Origin of the sequence: Acinetobacter gyllenbergii CIP 110306 = MTCC 11365, from assembly GCF_000413855.1 — a bacterium.
In the GTDB taxonomy this organism is placed as follows: Bacteria; Pseudomonadota; Gammaproteobacteria; order Pseudomonadales; family Moraxellaceae; genus Acinetobacter; species Acinetobacter gyllenbergii.
Genome location: NZ_ATGG01000006.1, coordinates 135,959 through 155,121, shown reverse-complemented (window position 1 = coordinate 155,121; position 19,163 = coordinate 135,959). Strand labels below are relative to the sequence as shown.

Annotated in this window: 16 protein-coding genes; 6 read left to right on the top strand and 10 right to left on the bottom strand. The window is 42.1% G+C overall.

The genetic code is table 11. From position 1 onward, the window contains the following. Window positions 1-8 precede the first annotated feature (8 nt). The 7 genes from mlaD to dxs all read right to left on the bottom strand — a co-directional run bounded on the left by mlaD (window position 9) and on the right by dxs (window position 8,256). Window positions 9-683, bottom strand: a complete 675-nt coding sequence (gene mlaD / locus F957_RS18075; RefSeq protein WP_016542815.1) for an outer membrane lipid asymmetry maintenance protein MlaD — start codon at window positions 681-683, stop codon at window positions 9-11. Beyond that, window positions 683-1,462, bottom strand: coding sequence for a lipid asymmetry maintenance ABC transporter permease subunit MlaE (mlaE, locus tag F957_RS18080; RefSeq protein ID WP_016542814.1), 780 nt, complete (start codon window positions 1,460-1,462; stop codon window positions 683-685). Before mlaE ends, mlaD begins: the two co-directional genes overlap by 1 nt. Next, window positions 1,459-2,277, bottom strand: a complete 819-nt coding sequence (locus F957_RS18085; RefSeq protein WP_016542813.1) for an ABC transporter ATP-binding protein — start codon at window positions 2,275-2,277, stop codon at window positions 1,459-1,461. The genes mlaE and F957_RS18085 overlap by 4 nt, the downstream gene beginning before the upstream one ends. 418 nt (window positions 2,278-2,695) lie before the next feature. Beyond that, window positions 2,696-4,612 (bottom strand): DEAD/DEAH box helicase, encoded by a 1,917-nt coding sequence (locus F957_RS18090; RefSeq protein WP_016542811.1) that lies wholly within the window; start codon window positions 4,610-4,612, stop codon window positions 2,696-2,698. A gap of 373 nt (window positions 4,613-4,985) precedes the next feature. After that, window positions 4,986-5,318, bottom strand: coding sequence for a hypothetical protein (locus tag F957_RS18095; RefSeq protein WP_016660135.1), 333 nt, complete (start codon window positions 5,316-5,318; stop codon window positions 4,986-4,988). Between the two features lie 64 nt (window positions 5,319-5,382). Then, entirely contained in the window at window positions 5,383-6,213 is an 831-nt protein-coding gene (locus F957_RS18100; RefSeq protein ID WP_016660134.1) for an inositol monophosphatase family protein, read from the bottom strand. A gap of 126 nt (window positions 6,214-6,339) precedes the next feature. Further along, on the bottom strand, window positions 6,340-8,256 hold the full coding sequence (dxs, locus tag F957_RS18105; RefSeq protein WP_016542809.1) for a 1-deoxy-D-xylulose-5-phosphate synthase: 1,917 nt from the start codon (window positions 8,254-8,256) through the stop codon (window positions 6,340-6,342). A 304-nt stretch (window positions 8,257-8,560) separates the two neighbouring features. Between dxs and ribA the strand changes: the two genes are divergently transcribed. From ribA to hemF, 3 genes are all read left to right on the top strand, one after another. Beyond that, window positions 8,561-9,163 carry a GTP cyclohydrolase II gene (gene ribA / locus F957_RS18110; RefSeq protein ID WP_016542807.1) on the top strand — a complete coding sequence of 201 codons (603 nt, stop codon included), beginning with the start codon at window positions 8,561-8,563 and terminating at the stop codon, window positions 9,161-9,163. Window positions 9,164-9,228: 65 nt separating this feature from the next. Next, the gene (locus F957_RS18115; protein WP_016542806.1) at window positions 9,229-9,771 is read left to right on the top strand and encodes a hypothetical protein; all 543 of its coding nucleotides are present in this window, start codon (window positions 9,229-9,231) and stop codon (window positions 9,769-9,771) included. Window positions 9,772-9,840: 69 nt separating this feature from the next. Then, entirely contained in the window at window positions 9,841-10,782 is a 942-nt protein-coding gene (gene hemF, locus F957_RS18120) for an oxygen-dependent coproporphyrinogen oxidase (RefSeq protein WP_016542805.1), read from the top strand. A gap of 41 nt (window positions 10,783-10,823) precedes the next feature. On the opposite strand, the gene F957_RS18125 is transcribed toward hemF, so the two are convergent. Continuing rightward, complete coding sequence (locus F957_RS18125) at window positions 10,824-11,279, bottom strand: GNAT family N-acetyltransferase (RefSeq protein ID WP_016542804.1); 456 nt, start codon at window positions 11,277-11,279, stop codon at window positions 10,824-10,826. 113 nt (window positions 11,280-11,392) lie between these two features. On the opposite strand from F957_RS18125, the gene pdxR reads away from it, so the two are divergent. Together pdxR and aroE are read left to right on the top strand one after the other, a co-directional pair. Beyond that, complete coding sequence (pdxR, locus tag F957_RS18130; protein WP_016660133.1) at window positions 11,393-12,874, top strand: MocR-like pyridoxine biosynthesis transcription factor PdxR; 1,482 nt, start codon at window positions 11,393-11,395, stop codon at window positions 12,872-12,874. A 60-nt stretch (window positions 12,875-12,934) separates the two neighbouring features. Then, window positions 12,935-13,723: a shikimate dehydrogenase gene (aroE, locus tag F957_RS18135; RefSeq protein WP_016542802.1), complete on the top strand. Its 789-nt coding sequence runs from the start codon at window positions 12,935-12,937 to the stop codon at window positions 13,721-13,723. Between the two features lie 61 nt (window positions 13,724-13,784). Here aroE and F957_RS18140 read toward each other — a convergent pair whose 3' ends face one another. Beyond that, window positions 13,785-16,136 (bottom strand): hypothetical protein, encoded by a 2,352-nt coding sequence (locus tag F957_RS18140; RefSeq protein ID WP_016542801.1) that lies wholly within the window; start codon window positions 16,134-16,136, stop codon window positions 13,785-13,787. A gap of 239 nt (window positions 16,137-16,375) precedes the next feature. Between F957_RS18140 and F957_RS18145 the strand changes: the two genes are divergently transcribed. Then, window positions 16,376-18,199 carry an acyl-CoA dehydrogenase C-terminal domain-containing protein gene (locus F957_RS18145; protein WP_016542800.1) on the top strand — a complete coding sequence of 608 codons (1,824 nt, stop codon included), beginning with the start codon at window positions 16,376-16,378 and terminating at the stop codon, window positions 18,197-18,199. A 60-nt stretch (window positions 18,200-18,259) separates the two neighbouring features. On the opposite strand, the gene F957_RS18150 is transcribed toward F957_RS18145, so the two are convergent. Further along, a complete protein-coding gene (locus tag F957_RS18150; RefSeq protein WP_016660132.1) occupies window positions 18,260-18,934 on the bottom strand; it encodes a hypothetical protein in 675 nt (224 codons plus the stop codon). Window positions 18,935-19,163 lie beyond the last annotated feature (229 nt).

Below are 19,163 nucleotides of genomic sequence, written 5' to 3'. Positions count from 1 at the left end.
AACCTGAATTACTCAACAAAAGACGGTTCTGCTTCAGCAGCAGGCTGCGAAGCTGAACTTTCTGTCGCAGTTGAGCTTGATGTGGCTTTGCCAGCACCGCCAGTAATAAACTTACTGATTAAATCTTCTAAATCCATTGTTCCTTGGGTATTTGAAACCACGTCACCACGTTTTAAGTAGTTCACACCACCACCGGGTACAACTTTCAAATATTTCTCACCCAAAAGACCATTGGTTGCAACCATAATATAAGCATCTTCATCCAAAGTTGTGATGGAGGTCATGTTTGCAATAAGTTGCTGTTCCATTTCTTTTTGTTTCGCAGCATCAGCCTGTTGATAATCAGAGCTATAGCGCAATTCTTCAAGTGCATTCTTTTGCACTTCTTTTAATTGCTCTGGGTTAAAACTCGTCAACTTACCATCCAGATCAAATTTGACTGTTGCTAGACGTGTCACAGGATCAAGCGTAATCGACTCCACACGACCAATTGTCACACCACTCATGGTCACTTTCGCACGTGCCTTTAAACCATTTACGTTATCAAACTGCGCTGTCATGCTATAGCTATCACGTAAATTAGTACCGACTAAACCACTGACTTTCATCGCAAGAAAAAATAGAGCGATACCGAAGATAATGACAAAAATACCTACGGCCAGCTCACTAGTACGTGATTTCATTAAATCCCTCCGAACATGACCGCAGTCAACACGAAATCAAAACCTAATACACAAAGTGAAGAATATACAACCGTTCTCGTCATTGCGGTCGCGATACCTTCTGGCGTCGGATCACAAGCATAACCTTGATAGACCGCTACCCATGTACAAACTAAAGCAAATACAATGCTTTTGATGATGGTGCCATTAAAAATGTCATGCCAGAATTGTACGCTGCTTTGCATACCTCCCCAGAATGAACCTTCATCTGCTCCCAAGAAATCAACACCAACCATTTTGCCGCCAATAATACCAATGGTTGCAAAAATCACCGTGAGCATTGGCAAGCTGACAATCCCCGCCCACAAACGAGGTGAGACGATTTGTCTGAGTGGATCAACGCCAATCATTTCCATGCTAGCAAGTTGTTCACTCTGTTTCATCGAACCAATTTCAGCGGTTAATGCTGAACCCGCGCGTCCCGCGAATAGCAATGCAGCAACCACAGACGCCAGTTCACGAAGCAATGTCAATGAAATTGCTGTACCTAGCATTGCTTCACTACCGAAGGTCACCAAAATGCTGTACATCTGCAAGCCCAGTACTGCACCAATAAACAAACCTGAAACCGCGATAATCAGCAGGGACATGACCCCGACACGATACATCTGATAAATAAAGCGCTGAAACCCGCCTTTCGATGGCATGGAAAATAAAACTTGTAAGAGCATCAGCGCCGCAGCACCAATCCCCTTTATCCGCTCAATAACGAGTCTACCTAACCAGGCAATCGCATTCATGGACGAACCTCGTTATCTAAATATGCTTGGTGTGTAAATTGATATTCCACAGGTCCTTCTATTGAACCTGTTAAAAATTGGCGTACAAATGGTGAGGCATGATTTTTTAATTGTTCAGGTGAGCCTTCACCCTGAATTTTACCTTCAGCAACTACATAAATATAATCTGCAATCGACAAGGTCTCTGCAACATCATGCGAGACAATAATCGTTGTTAAATCGAGTGCTTCTCTGAGTGAGCGAATGAGACGAGTTAAGACCCCCATAACAATCGGGTCTTGGCCTGCGAAAGGCTCATCATACATAATCAATTCAGGATCAAGAGCAATCGCACGCGCCAAAGCAACACGACGGTTCATACCACCAGACAGCTCAGACGGCATTAACTGTTCAGCACCACGTAAACCCACTGACTCCAGTTTTAAACCCACCAATTCAGCAATGATATGTTCAGGAAGCTGGGTATGTGCACGAATTGGGAAAGCGACATTTTCGTAGGTCGACATATCAGTAAATAAGGCACCACTTTGAAATAACATCCCCATACGCGCACGCGCAGCAAATAATTCGTGGCGAGACATGGTCGCAATGTTTTTACCATCGAGCAGCACTTCGCCCTGATCAGGAATCAATTGCCCGCCGATCAAGCGCAATAAGGTGGTCTTACCTGTACCAGAAGGACCCATAATTGCAGTAATTTGACCACGTCGAATTTTAAGACTGATATCGTCATAAATGACGCGTTCTCCTCGACTAAAGCTCAAGTTTTTAACTTCAATTAAGGCTTCTGTATCGAGAGGAGAGTTGTTATTCATAATGGCATTCATTCCTGCACTTTTTATGCACGCATACTATACACTGAAACATTAAACGCTTGTTTTTATTTTGATAACCGATGTATCAAGATTATTTAATTTATGTAGTTATTCTTTGAAACAGTTTGACTGGTGGTATGTTGAGAATTGGCATTAAAAGAATCAGAGTGATTGGTATCAAACAATGCATACGCAAAAAATAAGCCATTACAGAGCATTAAAATGACAAATAGACACGGCAGCCCTTCACTACACATGAAAGACCAAGTTTGACTCAAAAGACTTTTATTTTGCTTAACCCTATTCATTTCTTATTTAAAATTTGAATTAGTACACATTTTTATAATTTTACATGACTAACACAAAATAAAAAAGCCAGTTTTTCAACTGGCTTCTTGTTTTTATCGGTTTTTAACGATTAAAAATCGTTTTTGCGACGACGGTCGCCACCGAAAGTTTCTTCACGTGAACCGCGTACTGGACGCTCATCGCTACCAAACTTACGCTTTGGACGGTCATCACCACCGAAACTGCGTTTTGGACGATCATCACCGAAGCTACGCTTTGGACGGTCGCCGAAGCCACCTTCACGTTGTGGACGATCACCGAAATCACGTTTTGGACGGTCACCGAAGCTACCTTCACGACGTGGTTTGTAGTCTACACGGTTACCACGGTTGTCATCATTCGAATCAAAACGCGGCTTATCATTGAAACCACCTTCACGACGTGGGCGATCAGAATTGAACTCGCGACGTGGGCGGTCTTCACCACCAAAGCTACGCTTTGGACGATCATCAAAACCACCTTCACGGCGTGGACGATCTGAATTGAACTCGCGACGTGGACGGTCTTCAAAACCACCTTCACGGCGTGGACGATCAGAGTTGAACTCGCGACGTGGACGGTCTTCGAAACCACCTTCACGGCGTGGACGATCTGAATTAAATTCGCGACGTGGACGATCTTCACCACCAAATGATGGACGTTCACCACGAGGTTTGTCATCGAAGCTACGACGTGGACGATCATCACCGCCTTCACGACGTTTGAAGTTACCTTCGCCTTCAAAACGACGGCCACCGCCGAAACCACCACGACCACGACCGCCGCCATCACGACCACCGCGACCACGACCACCGCCATCACGACCTGAACGCGCAGGAGGTGGAGATGGCTCTAAACCTTCGATTTCAGATACATTCAAACGTGCATCTAAATAATCTTCTAAAGCACGGATTTTACCACGCTCACGGTAAGTCGCTAAAGTTACCGCCTGACCTGTACGGCCAGCACGACCTGTACGACCAATACGGTGTACATAGTCTTCATTTTTCATCGGTAAACCGAAGTTAATGACGTGAGAAATGGTTGGTACGTCTAAACCACGTGCTGCTACGTCAGTTGCAACCAAGATTTTTGCACGACCTTCACGAATGCTACGTAAACGACGGTTACGCACTGTTTGTGGCATTGCACCGTGCAACGCAACAACTGAGTGACCTGCTTCCGCTAATTCTTCAGCAAGCATATCGGTATCTTCTTGCGTGCTTGCGAATACAACAGCTTGATCTACTGATTCGTCAGATAACCAATGCGTAAGTAATTTTTTCTTGTGCTCAAAACCATCCGTCCAATGTAATGTTTGAGTTACATCAGTGTTGGTGCTGTGACCTGTTTCAATCGCAATACGTTGTGGATCATTCATCATGCGCTCAGCAAGACGGATAATACGATCTGCAAAAGTTGCAGAGAACATCAACGTTTGGTTACGGTTAGCAGCTAATTCACCAATTGCTTCTAAATCTTCAGCAAAGCCAAGATCAAGCATACGGTCAGCTTCGTCAACGATTAAAGATTCAACTTTATCAAGTTTTAATTGACGACGGTTTACAAGATCAAGTAAGCGACCAGGAGTCGCAACAACTACTTGTGCACCTTTAAGCTGTTGGATTTGTTTACCAAAAGGCATACCACCCATAATTGCAGCAATACGAACACCTTTCATGTGACGTACAAATGCAATCGCGTCTTGGCTAACTTGTTGAGCCAATTCACGTGTAGGAGAGATAACTAAAATTGTTGGCTGGGTAACAGCTTTCATGCGCTCTTTAAATGGCACAAAAGTTTCTTCACCCGCTAACGCGTTTAATGTAGGAAGTAAGAATGCTGCTGTTTTACCAGAACCTGTCTGGCTTGAAACTAATAAATCTTTTCCTTCTAACGCAGCTGGAATCGCTTGTTCTTGCACAGGAGTTGGCGTAGTAAAACCTAAACCTTCTAGGGCTTGTTGTAAGGTTTCGTGCAAAGAAAATTCGGCAAAAGTTTTGCTCATAGAGAGTTTCACCCTTGTGGGTGCTCCATTTTAATAAATACAAAAAATAGACATCGGCAACAAGCGGCAAAGCGACTCAAGCTGAAAATAGATGAAATTCAGCGGCGATCCGAATAACGACGATGTGGACTAAACGCACGCTTGATTACTGCCTCAACCTGAAGAATCGCTAAGCGATTTGGGCGCAAGATGTGGTCCTCTCTATGGACAGCGTGCGCTAATATGAATAGAACTGAATGTTCAGGTAATGAACTGGAATTTAAGTGCGTGGGCGGATTATAGCAGAATAATTTTAAAAGTCACCTTTTTTAATTGGTTTTTTCAATTTCATCACACTTTATATTTGTATCCAAGCCACAGCAAAAACAAAAGATTAAGAATAATTAGGTACTTGAGTAAAAATTTTTCCTATATCTAAAGATTCATCATTTAATATATTTTCAATAGTGCTTACCAAACACTCAATCGTCATTTCTTTAACAACCAACATATCGGCGCACCAAAAATAAGAACCCAAAGCAGACTCACCTGTTCTACTATCTTTAGTCATTAAATATTGAATATTAGCGAGTGTAAACGCACTTCCAGAAAATGTCTTACCATTCACAGTTAACCAAAAATCAATATTTTGTTCTTCAATTTTATCCTCCTGTATTTCATGAGATGTTTTTATATAAAATCGCTCATTCTCATAAATGATCTTCATAACTTCCACTAACCAAAAGTAAAAAAACCCTCAAATACTGAGGGTTTTTTTTGAAATCTACAAATTATTTTGCAGCATCGCCCCAAGCTGGAACAACCGCTTGCATTAATGGTTTTAACATTTTAAGCGAACATGCAAGCACTTGACCATTGTCAAATGACTCACTCCCACCACGCGCATCAGCCACAACACCGCCTGCTTCTTTCACAATCAACTCACCCGCAGCGATATCCCACGGTTTTAAGCCCAACTCAAAGAAACCATCAAAACGACCAGCAGCAACATAAGCTAAATCTAATGCAGCAGATCCACCGCGACGGATTTGTGCGCCTGCTTTAGTTACAGCCAATAATGAAGCGAAATGTTGTTCTGCATAAGAAACAATTTCACCATTACGCTTTGCACGATATGGATGACCTACTGCAAGGAAAGTATTTTCCAAGCTATCTTTTACATTGACACGAATACGGCGTTGATTCATCACTGCACCGCGACCACGGCTAGCAGAGAATAATTCATCACGGACTGGATCATAAATCACACCGTGTTGAGTCACACCTTTATGTTGTACAGCAATCGAAATACAGAAATGCGGAAAGCCGTTGATAAAGTTTTGCGTACCATCTAAAGGATCAATCACCCAGCACCAATCTGCATCGTGACCTTTACCTTCTTGCATACCAAACTCTTCACCAAGGAAGCTGTGGTTTTTATAACTTTTACGAAGCGTTTCAATTGTCAATTCTTCCAAGTAACGATCAACACGCGTTACTGGGCCATCAATGCCTTTTTCTTCAACTTGTAAATCGAGTTTATGACGATTTTGATGAGCCTTTAAAAGCTCTTGACCAACTGTTTGAGCCGCACGCGCAGCCATAACCACCATAGGTTCCATTGAACACCCACTACAAATTTGAAGATTTTGACAAAGAATAATGCATAAAAGCCCCTATATTCTATCAAATATAAGCGCTTTTAGGGGAAAAATGTTGCTAAAAATTATTCTAACTTTTACATCAACTTAGTGATGAGAAAACCAAGCTTGCTCAATTGAAGCCAAGATTCCTTGAGTATCTAAACCACAATCATGCAGCATCTGTTGATGCGTAGCTTGATGTAAGAACGTATCTGGCAAGCCCAGATTCAAAATCGGCTTGAGAATACGTGCTTGGGCCAAAAATTCATTGACGGCACTGCCCGCGCCTGCCATCACCGCATGTTCTTCAACAGTCACAAAAAGTTCAGTCCGTGGTGCTAAATCACGCAGTATTTGTTCATCCAACGGCTTCACAAAGCGCATATTTACCACACGCACAGCAACCGCATGTTTTTGTGCAAACTGTTCAGCAGCATCGATAGAGGCTGCAACACGACTACCAAAGGCAAGGACACTAATCTGCTGTTCAGCATCCAAATTAAATTCAGCCACGATTTCAGCTTTACCTATTTCCATCGTGGTCATCTGCTGCTGAATTTCAACGCCTGTGCCGACACCACGCGGATAACGTACCGCTGTTGGCCCTTGGTAAAGGTAAGCGGTATGCAACATTTGACGACATTCATTTTCGTCTTTTGGTGCCATGATCACCATATTGGGTACAGTACGCATATAAGCATAATCATATGCACCTGCATGGGTTGGGCCATCTTCACCGACCAGACCTGCACGATCTATTCCAAAAGTAACATCGAGATTTTGCAGTGCCACGTCGTGGATCAGCTGATCATAGCCACGTTGTAAGAAAGTCGAATAAATCGCAACAACTGGTTTTAAACCTTCACATGCCATACCTGCCGCTAAAGTCACCGCATGTTGTTCTGCAATGGCCACATCAAAGAAACGCTCAGGATATTGCTGCGCAAATTTAACCATGCCTGAGCCTTCACACATCGCTGGCGTAATTGCCAATAAGCGTTGGTCTTGTGCTGCTTCATCACACAGCCATTGCCCAAATACGTCTGAATATTTAGGTGGCGCTTTTACCGTTGATGTTTTTGCAGCGGTAGCAACCACTGGTGCAATCTTGGTAATGGCGTGATAGGTAATTGGATCAGCTTCCGCAGGCGCGAAACCTTTACCTTTTTTTGTATAAATATGAACTAAACGTGGGCCTTTCCGTTTTTTCAGCGCATGGAAAACTTGTGCCAGCTGTTGCACGTCATGACCATCAAATGGTCCAAAATAATCAAAACCAATCGCTTTAAATAAATTATCAGCGGCATCAGTCGCAGATTGATGTAAACGCGAATTATAAGTCCACTTTGGATGTGGCTGAACATAGGCTTCCCCTTGCTCATTCACATTAATCAATTGACCTGTTTCCCAAATCGCCGCCAAATGCTTGGCAAAACCACCGGTACTACAAGAAATGGACATATCGTTGTCATTTAAAACTACGATTAAATCGGCATCATGTGCAACCGCATCATTCATGGCTTCAAAAGCCATCCCTGCCGTCATCGCACCATCACCAACAATCGCCACCACATCACATGGATCTTTTTGATAGCGACGCGCCAAGGCCATACCCAAACCAGCTGAAATTGCAGTTGAGGAATGCCCTACGCCAAAAGTATCGAACGCAGACTCATCACGTGCTGGAAAAGCAGCTAAACCATCCTTACTGCGAATCGTGGTGATCCGCTCACGACGACCTGTTAGTACTTTATGTGGGTAAGCTTGATGGCCGACATCCCAGACTAAACGATCATCAGGCGTGTTAAAACAATAATGCAAGGCAACCGTCAGTTCGATCACCCCTAAATTTGCACCAAAGTGTCCACCGCTTTGTCCTGCTGCATACAAAATATATTGACGTAACTCATCCGCCACTTGTTCGAGTTGGCTTTGTTCGAGCTGACGTAATTGTTGTGGATGGTCAATTCCATCTAACAATGGCGTAACAGGACGTTGAGTTGGAATTTCGGTATACAACATAATGTGGCAAAGCCTTTTTAAGCCTGGCAAATCCGAAGCTGGGTTAAATGGGGGCAATCATACAATTAAATACGATCTACCTTCAATCAGCCACATGAGCAAATGATGCAGTGCTGAACATTTGCATGTCAATCTTAATGACTGGCCCGCAGATTATCCTGAATTATGTCACTGTTTATCAACCATTATTGTGTGCTTTGTATGAAAAAGAAAAACTTATGTGAAAAATCAGAAATTCCAATTCACGCAATCTTCATACATTAGGCTATACTCAAACTGTTTTTATTATCATAGTGAGCTCTCTGTGCCGATTGAATTTATTGCAACATCAAAGCTTCCCACCGCTTTTGGTGACTTCAATATTTCTGTGTTTCAAGACCCTAAAACGGGCGAAGAACATGTGGCGCTTTCCAAAGGTTTAGAAACGGCTCCAGACCAGCCGGTACTCGTGCGTATCCACTCAGAATGCTTGACAGGTGATGCTTTCGCCTCGCTGAAATGTGATTGTGGCCCCCAGCTCCAAGCCACTCAACGCTTAATTAATGAGGCGGGTCAAGGCGTGATTTTGTACTTACGCCAAGAAGGCCGTGGTATCGGTTTGACCAACAAAATCCGTGCTTATGCCTTGCAAGATCAAGGGCATGATACGGTTGATGCGAACCTGTTATTAAACCTACCTGCCGATGCGCGTCGTTATGATATGTGCAGCATTATGCTTGATCATCTTCAAGTTAAAGAAGTGAAATTAATCACCAATAATCCTTTAAAACTAAAAGCATTAACGGATTTAGGCATCAACGTGGTTGATCGTGTCCCATTGACAGTGGGTCGAAACCCATTTAATGAACAGTATTTAAAAACCAAACGTGAGCGTATGGATCATCTCTATAAAAAGGATGACTTTTAATGTTATTTTGATATTAGTTTTTTATAATTTAAATTTTTTAAAAGCAAAAATATAATGAGGGAAAAATGACCACCGTATCAATTCAAGGTAAAAATTACGGTATTTATCAATTTACAGGTGAAGTAATTGATAGCAATAAACAAAGAGAAATGCATGTGCATGGTGGTGGTGGTGCAACTTATCAGGGTACAGGTGGTAACGCACCTGTGACCTCAAGTACCACCATCCACGATCAATTTTTCCTGATCGATGATCAAGGGCAAGAACACGATGTTACTTTATCCAACTGGAATGTGACTTTACGAATTGGTCATCATATTCAAATGATTTGGGTGATCCCTGAAAATAAAGATCGTGGTCCATATGTGATCGTCAATAATTTGAATTTAAAAAAATTTCAACGGAATGATCAAGCGATTAGACAGCTAGCCTCTGATCATTATGGCAAGCTGTTTTGGGGAGGGGTCGTTGGAATCATTGTAATCAGCGTGATGATTAAACTGATTTTATTACCTATATTAGGCATTATCGGTGCAGTAATTTATACAAAAAAACGGAAACAAGTCATGACCGAATTGCAGGCTGCAATTGAAAAAGAAATGACCTAAATCCCTTACTTTTCTTATGGAATTGTGTTTTGATATCAATAATTCCTAGATCACTTTAAAAGGATCATCATGCAGCATCCAACTTCAGCTGATATTCAACGTGTTCGTGAGTTTTTACTCGATCTACAGGCACGGATTTGTGCAGGACTAGAGCAACAGGAACGTGCTGGCGGTGGCACCGCTGAGTTTATCATTGATGATTGGCAGCGAACCGAAGGTGGCGGTGGTCGCTCTCGCGTTTTGCAAAATGGTGAAGTGATTGAAAAAGGTGGGGTGATGTTTTCCCACATCAATATCAGCAAGCTACCTGCTTCTGCGACTGAACGTCATCCACAAATTGCAGGCGCGAAAGCACAAGCTTTAGGTGTCTCGTTGGTGATTCACCCGAAAAATCCCAATATCCCAACCTCGCATGCCAATGTTCGCTTATTTGTCGCTGAGCCTGAAGGCCAAGATCCAGTGTGGTGGTTTGGGGGTGGCTTTGACCTAACCCCGTTCTATCCTGACGAGCAAGATGTTCTCAACTGGCATCAAACTGCGTATGACTTATGTCAGCCCTTTGGTGACACGGTTTATGCAGAACATAAGCAATGGTGTGATGACTATTTCTATTTAAAGCATCGTGATGAGCAGCGTGGTGTCGGCGGTTTATTCTTTGATGATTTAAATCAATGGGATTTCGAAACTTGCTTTAAATACATGCAAGCTGTAGGTAATGGCTATTTAGCAGCGATTTTGCCAATTTTTGAAAAGCATCGTGAACAGCCATATACTGAAGCTCAACGTGAGTTCCAGCTGTATCGTCGTGGTCGTTATGTCGAATATAACTTGGTTTATGACCGTGGTACCTTGTTTGGCTTACAAACTGGTGGCCGTATTGAATCGATCTTGGTGAGTTTGCCGAATCTTGCAGGTTGGTCGTATCGTCCGGAATGGGATGCAGACTCAGCAGAAAAACGACTCACCGATTATTATCTAAAACCAAGAGATTGGTTGGGTTTGAATGCTTAACCATCTAAAAGCCAAAGCAACCATCTGCTTTGGCTTTTTTCTTAATCTAAATGCATCCGATACTCAATAATCCCTGGCTTTTCTGCAATCCAGTCATAGAGTTTCTGTGCCGTATGATTCGTTTCCTGTGTATGCCAGTATAAGCGATCACACTGATGTTCCCTCGCTTGTTGCTGCACATATTCGATTAAGCGCTTTCCGATCAACTGCCCCCTTTGTGCTGGTGAAACGAATAAATCTTCTAAATAACAATAGTTATTTTTCGCCCAAGTTGAATGGTGAATGACGTAATGTACAAAACCTAAAAGCTGATCTCCTTGTTTTGCAACCGCACAGTAGACGGGCTCAGTTTGATCAAGGAAACGTTGCCATGTGGTTTGTGTAACGGCGCTAGACAGTTCCACCTTGTAAAAATTCTGATAGGCCAGCCAAAAGGGTAACCACTGTTGATAGTCATCTTGTTGCACAGGAGTCACGTGGATGTCTTGATACTGCATGAAATTTTCCTTAAATTTTATGGTCTTGGAAATGAAGTTAGCAGTGTAGTTTTGATTGTGGATGGTTTATAAGATACAGTTTTGATTTATTTGACAGTACCAGTTTACTCGAAATGAAAAATTCATCTGCTGCCCATTTTCCTCATCTCGTCTTAGCGCAAGGCAACATTAAAGACGCCTTATACACAGCCTTACATACCGCCATTTTAGATGGCAGGCTTCATGCTGGAACAAAACTTCCATCAAGTCGCACATTAGCAGAAATGATGTCTATCTCTCGTAACTCGGTTTTAGCAGCATTAGAGCGCTTATTGGATGAAGGTTATCTCATCACCAAACCAAGTTCTGGAACCTATGTCAGTGCACTCATCCCCGACCAATTCATTCAAGCACAAGCTCAACCTCCTATTAATTCTTCAATAACAGCTCAAAACTTAGATATTAATCAAGATCTGGCCCAACATCTTAAAACTTGGCAATTACAACAAGCATCACAAGAAAAAAGAGTTTTTCATGTAGGAGTCGGATGTGTTGATCTTTTCCCACACCAACTTTGGGAGAAACTGCTGGGCCGAGCTTGGCGGCAGTCATACCACCAATTGGGGCAAACGCATGACCCTCGTGGTTACTTGGCTCTACGACAAGCAATTTGTAACTATGTTCGTTCAACACGCGGCTTGAATTGCACAACACAACAAATTTTGATTGTGAACGGAACCCAACAAGCGATCCATTTAACCGCTTTCGCCTTATTGCAGAAGCAGGATCAGGTCTGCATGGATGAACCTGGTTATGATGCAGCTTTAGCAGTTTTCCAGAGTTTTGGGGCAAAAACACAACCCATTTTAAGTGATGATGAAGGGATGAATATTCCAGACATCGTTCAACATCATGCACAAAGTAAATTGATTTATACAACACCCTCACATCATTTTCCATTAGGCGGTACATTGAGTTTAAAACGCCGCTTAATGCTGTTGGAATGGGCTACGCAACAGCAAAAATGGATTTTTGAAGATGACTATAATAGTGAGTTTCGTTACGGCTCTCGTGCTATTCAGGCCTTACAAGGATTAGATCATCAGCAACGTGTGATTTACTCAGGAACATTTTCTAAAATGATGTTCCCTGAGTTTCGCTTAGGCTTTATGGTGATACCAGAGGCATTAGTCGAACTATTTAGTCTTGCAAAGAAGCAAATCGACAGCCAATGTTCTTATTTAGAACAAGTTGCTTTAAGCCTTTTTATCCAAGAAGGCCATTACGCAAGGCATGTCCGCAAAATACGTAAAGCATGTTATGAGCGTCAACAGGTATTAATTCGTGCGATCCAAACCTATCTCGCAGATATTTTAACAATTCAAGTAACTGACTCAGGAATACATTTACTCTGTTGGTTAAATCCAGATTGGACGGAACAAGAGTTTATTGCTTACTGCTTAAAGGTTGATTTGGCGGTTCAACCCCTTTCTCGATATTGCCAAACCGACGATTCCCCAAGCGCAGTCTTATTTGGTTATGCGGCACATCAACCTGATGAAATTTGGCGCAATATCCAAAAGCTGGCTGAAGCCATCAAAGTATCCATGATCTGATTGCGATCAAATCAATAACTTTATACACTTCAGCTATTTTCTTCAGTTGATCGTCGCACAATGACCAAACAATTTGCTGTAATTGGAAATCCGATTGAACAATCCCGCTCACCTGAGCTCCACCATGCATTCGCAGCAAAAACTGGGGTCGATCTACACTATAAAAAAATCCTTGCACCCTTAGATGGTTTTGAAAATGTCGCCAAAGATTTCTTTGCGCACAATGGCGTCGGTATGAATGTCACCGTACCGTTTAAAGAGCAAGCTTTTGCGTTGTGTGATCAACTGACTGAACGTGCCAAGATCGCCAAAGCTGTCAATACGTTATGGATGCAGGATGGCAAGCTCTATGGCGATAATACTGATGGTCAAGGCTTGGTTGCGGCAATTCAGGCATTGGATTGGAACTTAGAAAATAGCCGTATTTTAATTTTAGGCGCAGGTGGCGCAACCCGCGGTGTGATCTACCCTTTGGTACAAGCAGGTGCACAACAGATTGTGATTGCCAACCGTACCCTTGCCCGCGCTGAACAACTCGTTGACGATTTAAAGGACGCAGTCCCGCAAGCTGAGCTGAAAGCTATTGGCTTAGATCAATTGACAGGTGAGTTTGATCTTGTGATTAATGCAACATCCGCAAGTTTAACTGGGGATACGCTACAACTGCCTGAAAGCTTAGTGTTTCATCATGCTTATGAAATGGCCTATGGCAAACCCTCAAGCTTTCTAGATCAGGCCAAACAACGCCAGATCCCGTCTACTGATGGTTTTGGCATGCTAGTGGGTCAAGCCATTGAAGCATTTTCGATCTGGAATGGGGTAAAACCTGAACTCAAAGACTTTTTATAATTATCCAAATACAAAATAAAAAAACCTGCATTTTGCAGGTTTTTTATTGAGGATAAAGAAATTATTTAACGGTCAGCATCTTCTGATACACCTCTTTAAAAATCTCATAATCAATAAATTCGTTATGCTCGATTTTTAAAGACTGAATCGACTTCCCAGACAGTTTATTCTTACGCGCATCTACATACACATGCCCTAAGATATTTGCGGTTTGTCCAAGTAAGACTTTTTCCTCACTTGAAGCGCCGTTCTCTTGTTCGAACTGGATTTGATATTGCTTGGCAAATAACTGCTGTGGTTGCTTATATTGCGCTTGTAGCTTTTTCCACGCTTGGCGATCTGTATCGCCATGTACGGCATCTAGTACAATACGATTCACCGCTTGCCCCAATGTATCATCAAACTGGTCTTCGTTTTCAAGATGATGCTTCTTCTGTAAGGCTTCTATGCCTTGTAGCGCTTTCCCTTTTGGATTATAAACCTCTTCATTGGCATACCAGTATGCATATACAGTGGCAATTTCTTGCAACTCTTGACTTGAATAACGCTGTACAATTTGTGGTGCATTTTCTGTTAATTTTGCAATGAATACTGCTTTATAGGTTTGGTCATAAGCATGCGTTGCATCATAGCGTTGTTCCGCAATTACTTTGAGTTGATCTTCCAAAGACATGGTATATGGTTCTGCTGAACGTTCTTGAACCCCTGCTTGACCTAATTTCTCAGAGAAACTGTTCACTGCTTGTTCCAGCATCGAGCCTTTACTTGCTTCTGACCAACTCTTCGCACGTTTCAATTGTGCCTGATCAATTGGGGTGGCTTTGCCATAATTTGAAATCAACATATCGGCTTTGACACTAAAACGTGACTTCAACTCAGATAGGCCATAGTTTAAATCATAGTCTAATTTAACCGCACGCCCTTGGGCATCCAAACCAATATCCATAGTAAATGGATTTCGTTTCTCAACTGGTGGCAATGCTTTTGCAATATCCGCTTGATGCTTGATCCAAAGTGCCTTAAATGCCTGATCATCAATAAATTGATTTTGATCATAGGCAGCAAACTGTTTTTCGACCGCTTGTAATTTAGTGATATAACTCAAGAAACCAGATTCAGCTTGCGTACCAAAGACATCAATGTCATACATACTTTGGCAATACTGTGCATCGCCATATGTGGTTTTTGCTGTATTTTGCAGAGCTGTACATTGCTCCTCAGTTAAACCCGCCTGTTCGTCTTTGGATACTTCTGAATCATCGGATACTTCAGCATATTCAGATGCTTCTGGATCATCAGCCGCTGCTGCAACTGCTCGCGCCGCTGCGGCTAACGCCGTATCTTCCTCGGCCTGATCCATATCTACTGCTTCAGCATCATATTCAGTTTCCTCATCCTCCACACCAAAGTGTTTATTCACCAAGCGATACAATTCTTGGCTGACTACACTGGCATCATCCGCTGAATTTTTCTTATCCAATAATGAAGCTGTTTTTTCTGATTTACTTGCAGCATCAACTTCATTGGCAATCAGTTTCTCAAGATTCTCTTCCTTAATGTTGAGAACATTTTGCATGAAGTATTTTTCATTGACCTTGCTATACAAATTGGCTTGTAAAATCAGTTCTTCAATTGAACTTTTTAAACGAATTTTCTCGACCACACCTGCTGCTTGATCAGCAGAAGAAACCGATAAGGCTTGAAGGTTATTTTGATCTGCAAGACGATAATAGACGGCGCCAGAAGCTTTCGTATATTCAGCAAATTTTTTGTAATCCACGTGCTTGAACATATCCTGATATTTAGAAAAATCTAAATAAGCCAGATTATTCTGACTGTCTTTATTGACCAAATACGGCATCAGGGCAAAATAGTTGATATAAAATTTATAATTATTCAGATCAACAACCATCGGTATTTTAGCTTGTACCAGCAAAGTTGGCTTTTCATAACGTGCTGTCAGGTTAAATGAGCCCATTTTCTGGCGATAATGCACTGAACCATCATATTCAAACTGCATGTCATTGAGGACATTGGCCATGATTTGGGTAAACTTATCTACCTTGGTCTGACCATTGCTTTTTTGTTCTTGTGCCAAGGCCACATACAACGCTTGTTTTTGTTTTGCGTTTAAATTGACCTTCTGATCTCGTAAATATTGATCGACTTTTTGTTTCAATGCCGTATCCAGAACAGCATTTTCTGCTTTTGTATTGCTATGCTGTTGACTCGGTTCAACATGAATATTAAATTTTCCGCGATAATCATAGCTCGGATATTCATACATCGCATTCATACTATTGATGGCTTTCTGTTCCAGATTGGTCGAAGCTGTATTGGTTTTAATGACATGTTGTGAACATGCAGAAAGACTCAGACCCATTAAGCATAAAGTTAAATATTTTATACGCATAGCTTTACCAAACACCTTTATATCATTATATTTTCAATTCTAAAATTGAGTAATTTTCACATTTCATATCCGTTTTGACACCAACAGAAATGTGGTTTTTCTAAGAACTTATCTTCAAGGAAATTCGCTTTTCTGACATTCTTTTCCCAAGTGATTATCAATGTATTTTTATCACCATTGTGAATAATCAAAGTATCGAAACAGATAATCCAAAATGATTCAAATACAGGATTAAGATTATGCCAGCTTATAAAGCCCCGCTCCGTGATATTCGTTTCTTAATGAACGAAATGTTAGATTATCCAGCACATTACCAAACTTTGACAAGTGGTCAAAATGCGGATGCTGAAACAGTTGATATGATTCTTGAAGGTGCAGCAGATTATTGCGAAAACGTACTTTCACCATTGAATCAATCTGGTGATGAAGAAGGCTGTACGTTTAACAACGGCGAAGTCACTACACCAAAAGGTTTTAAAGAAGCATACGACCAATTCGTTATGGGTGGTTGGCAAGGTCTTTCTTATCCAGAAGAGTTTGGCGGTCAAGGCTTGCCAATGTCTTTAAACCTGATCAAATCTGAAATGATGGGAACGGCGAACTGGTCATTCACCATGTACCCAGGTTTGAGCACAGGCTGTATGAACACGATCATGCAGTTTGGTACAGATGAGCAAAAAAATACCTATATGCCTAAACTGGTTGAAGGGACTTGGTCTGGCACAATGTGCTTAACTGAACCTCAATGTGGTACCGACTTAGGTCAAGTTAAAACTAAAGCAGAACCTGCTGCTGATGGCACCTACAAAATCTCTGGTACTAAAATCTTCATCTCTGCGGGTGAGCACGATTTAACCGAGAACATTATTCACATCGTATTAGCTCGCCTTCCAGATGCACCAGCAGGTACACGTGGTATTTCGCTGTTCATCGTACCTAAGTTCATCCCGACTGAGGATGGTGGCGTAGGTGAGCGTAATACCGTTTCTTGTGGTTCAATCGAACACAAGATGGGGATCAAAGCCTCTGCTACTGCAGTATTGAACTTTGACAATGCAACGGGTTACTTGATCGGCGAAATCAACAAAGGTTTACATGCAATGTTTACCTTTATGAACACTGCCCGTATCGGTACAGCAGTTCAAGGTATTGCGCACGCTGAACTTTCATTCCAAGGTGCTTTACCATATGCAAAAGACCGTATGTCTATGCGTGCCCTTTCTGGTAAGAAAGAGCCTGAGCGTGTAGGTGATGCGATCATTCACCACGCTGACGTTCGCCGTATGTTATTGACGCAAAAAGCGATTGCTGAAGGCGGTCGTTCGATGATCTATCATGCTGCTAAACTTGCAGACAAAATGACAGATGCATTGGTCAATGGCGATCAAGCAGCGTATGAAGCTTATGATGACAAACTTGGTTTTTATACCCCGATCTTAAAAGGTTTCTTGACTGAGCTTGGCTTAGAAGCAGCCAACCACGGTATGCAAGTCTACGGCGGCCATGGCTATATCCGTGAATGGGGTATGGAGCAAATCGCACGTGATGCACGTATCTCTACCTTGTATGAAGGCACGACGGGTATTCAAGCACTTGACTTGATTGGCCGTAAAGTGCTGTTAAGCTCAAAAGGTAAAGTGGTTCGTGACTACACTGCTGAAATCTTGAAGTTCTGTGCAACGCACGCACGTAACAAGTATCTCCGTCGTTTTGCTTGGGACTTAACTAAGCTTTGCGCACAATGGAATACCCTAACTGTCCGTATCATGCTTGCTGCACGTAAAGATCGTGACATCGTTTCTTCAGCTTCAGTTGATTTCTTGATGTTCTCTGGTTATGTCATGATGGCTTACTTCTGGGCACAACAAGCAGTGGTGGCTTCTGAGAAATTAGAAGCAGGTAACGGTAGCGAAACACCTGAATTCTATAAAGCAAAAATCAAAGTTGCAGATTTCTACTTCGACCGCCTATTACCACGTGCACAAGGCCATGCGGAATCAATGGTGACAACCTCTCGCACCTTGACTTCACTTGCACCTGAACATTTCAGCTTCGATTACTAATCGGAACTAAAATAAAAAAGAGCGCTGAATGCGCTTTTTTTTATTTTGAATATAGGTGATTTAATCTACTTTCTTAAATATATAGGCCTGTTCTGGGAATGGATATTCTTTAAAGAACTTACGGTTACGTCCATTATCGCCATTCCAGATCTTGTCCAGATCCATCACCAAGTCCTGATTTGGACTGACTTGATAATACAAATTGACATCCGCAGCATCACAACGAATCATAATTTCATTCAGTTCTTTATGCACATGCCACTGGACCTGCTTACAGGTTTGCTCAATCTTGGCAATATTACGTGACGGGTCTGAACCAAGTCGGCTAAAACTGGTATTGGTCCAAAATACGGAGCCATCCGCCATTAAATTCAGAATATATTCCGCTTCTTTCTCATTATTGACGCAGCCCGCAAAGGCATCACTACAAGGAATACGTGCATGATAACGGCCCGCATAGACCAAATCGGCTTCTGAAGGCTTACTCAAATTATGTTTACGGTCCGCAGAGTATGGCAATGTTGCTTGACCAGCCACTTGGGTCAATGACAAGCCTTGTGTATCAGAGGCAACGGGTTCCTGTTCATCGGTCAGCACTTCACTTGCATTACGACTCGATTGCATCTGGGCTTGTTGTTGCTTCATTGGCTCGGGATGATGGCTATCACAAGCACTCAAACCAAGACTCAATAGAACTCCTACACTCACATACTGTAAGAATAACCTGAACTGCATATTCATAAATCTCTAACATCAATATCGTTATCGCGTGCGTTTCACAAACAGACCCCGAACCTCGGAAAATATAGGGATCATTGCCATGTTCGTCTATTCCCCAAATGGGTAATAGCCAATGCGATAGGACTGAAATAGCAAATTGACAAAGCAGTATGCTTTAATTCGGTGCATTTTAGGCGATGCTGTTGGTTTTTCCATCAAAGATTTACACAACTTAACTAATTTC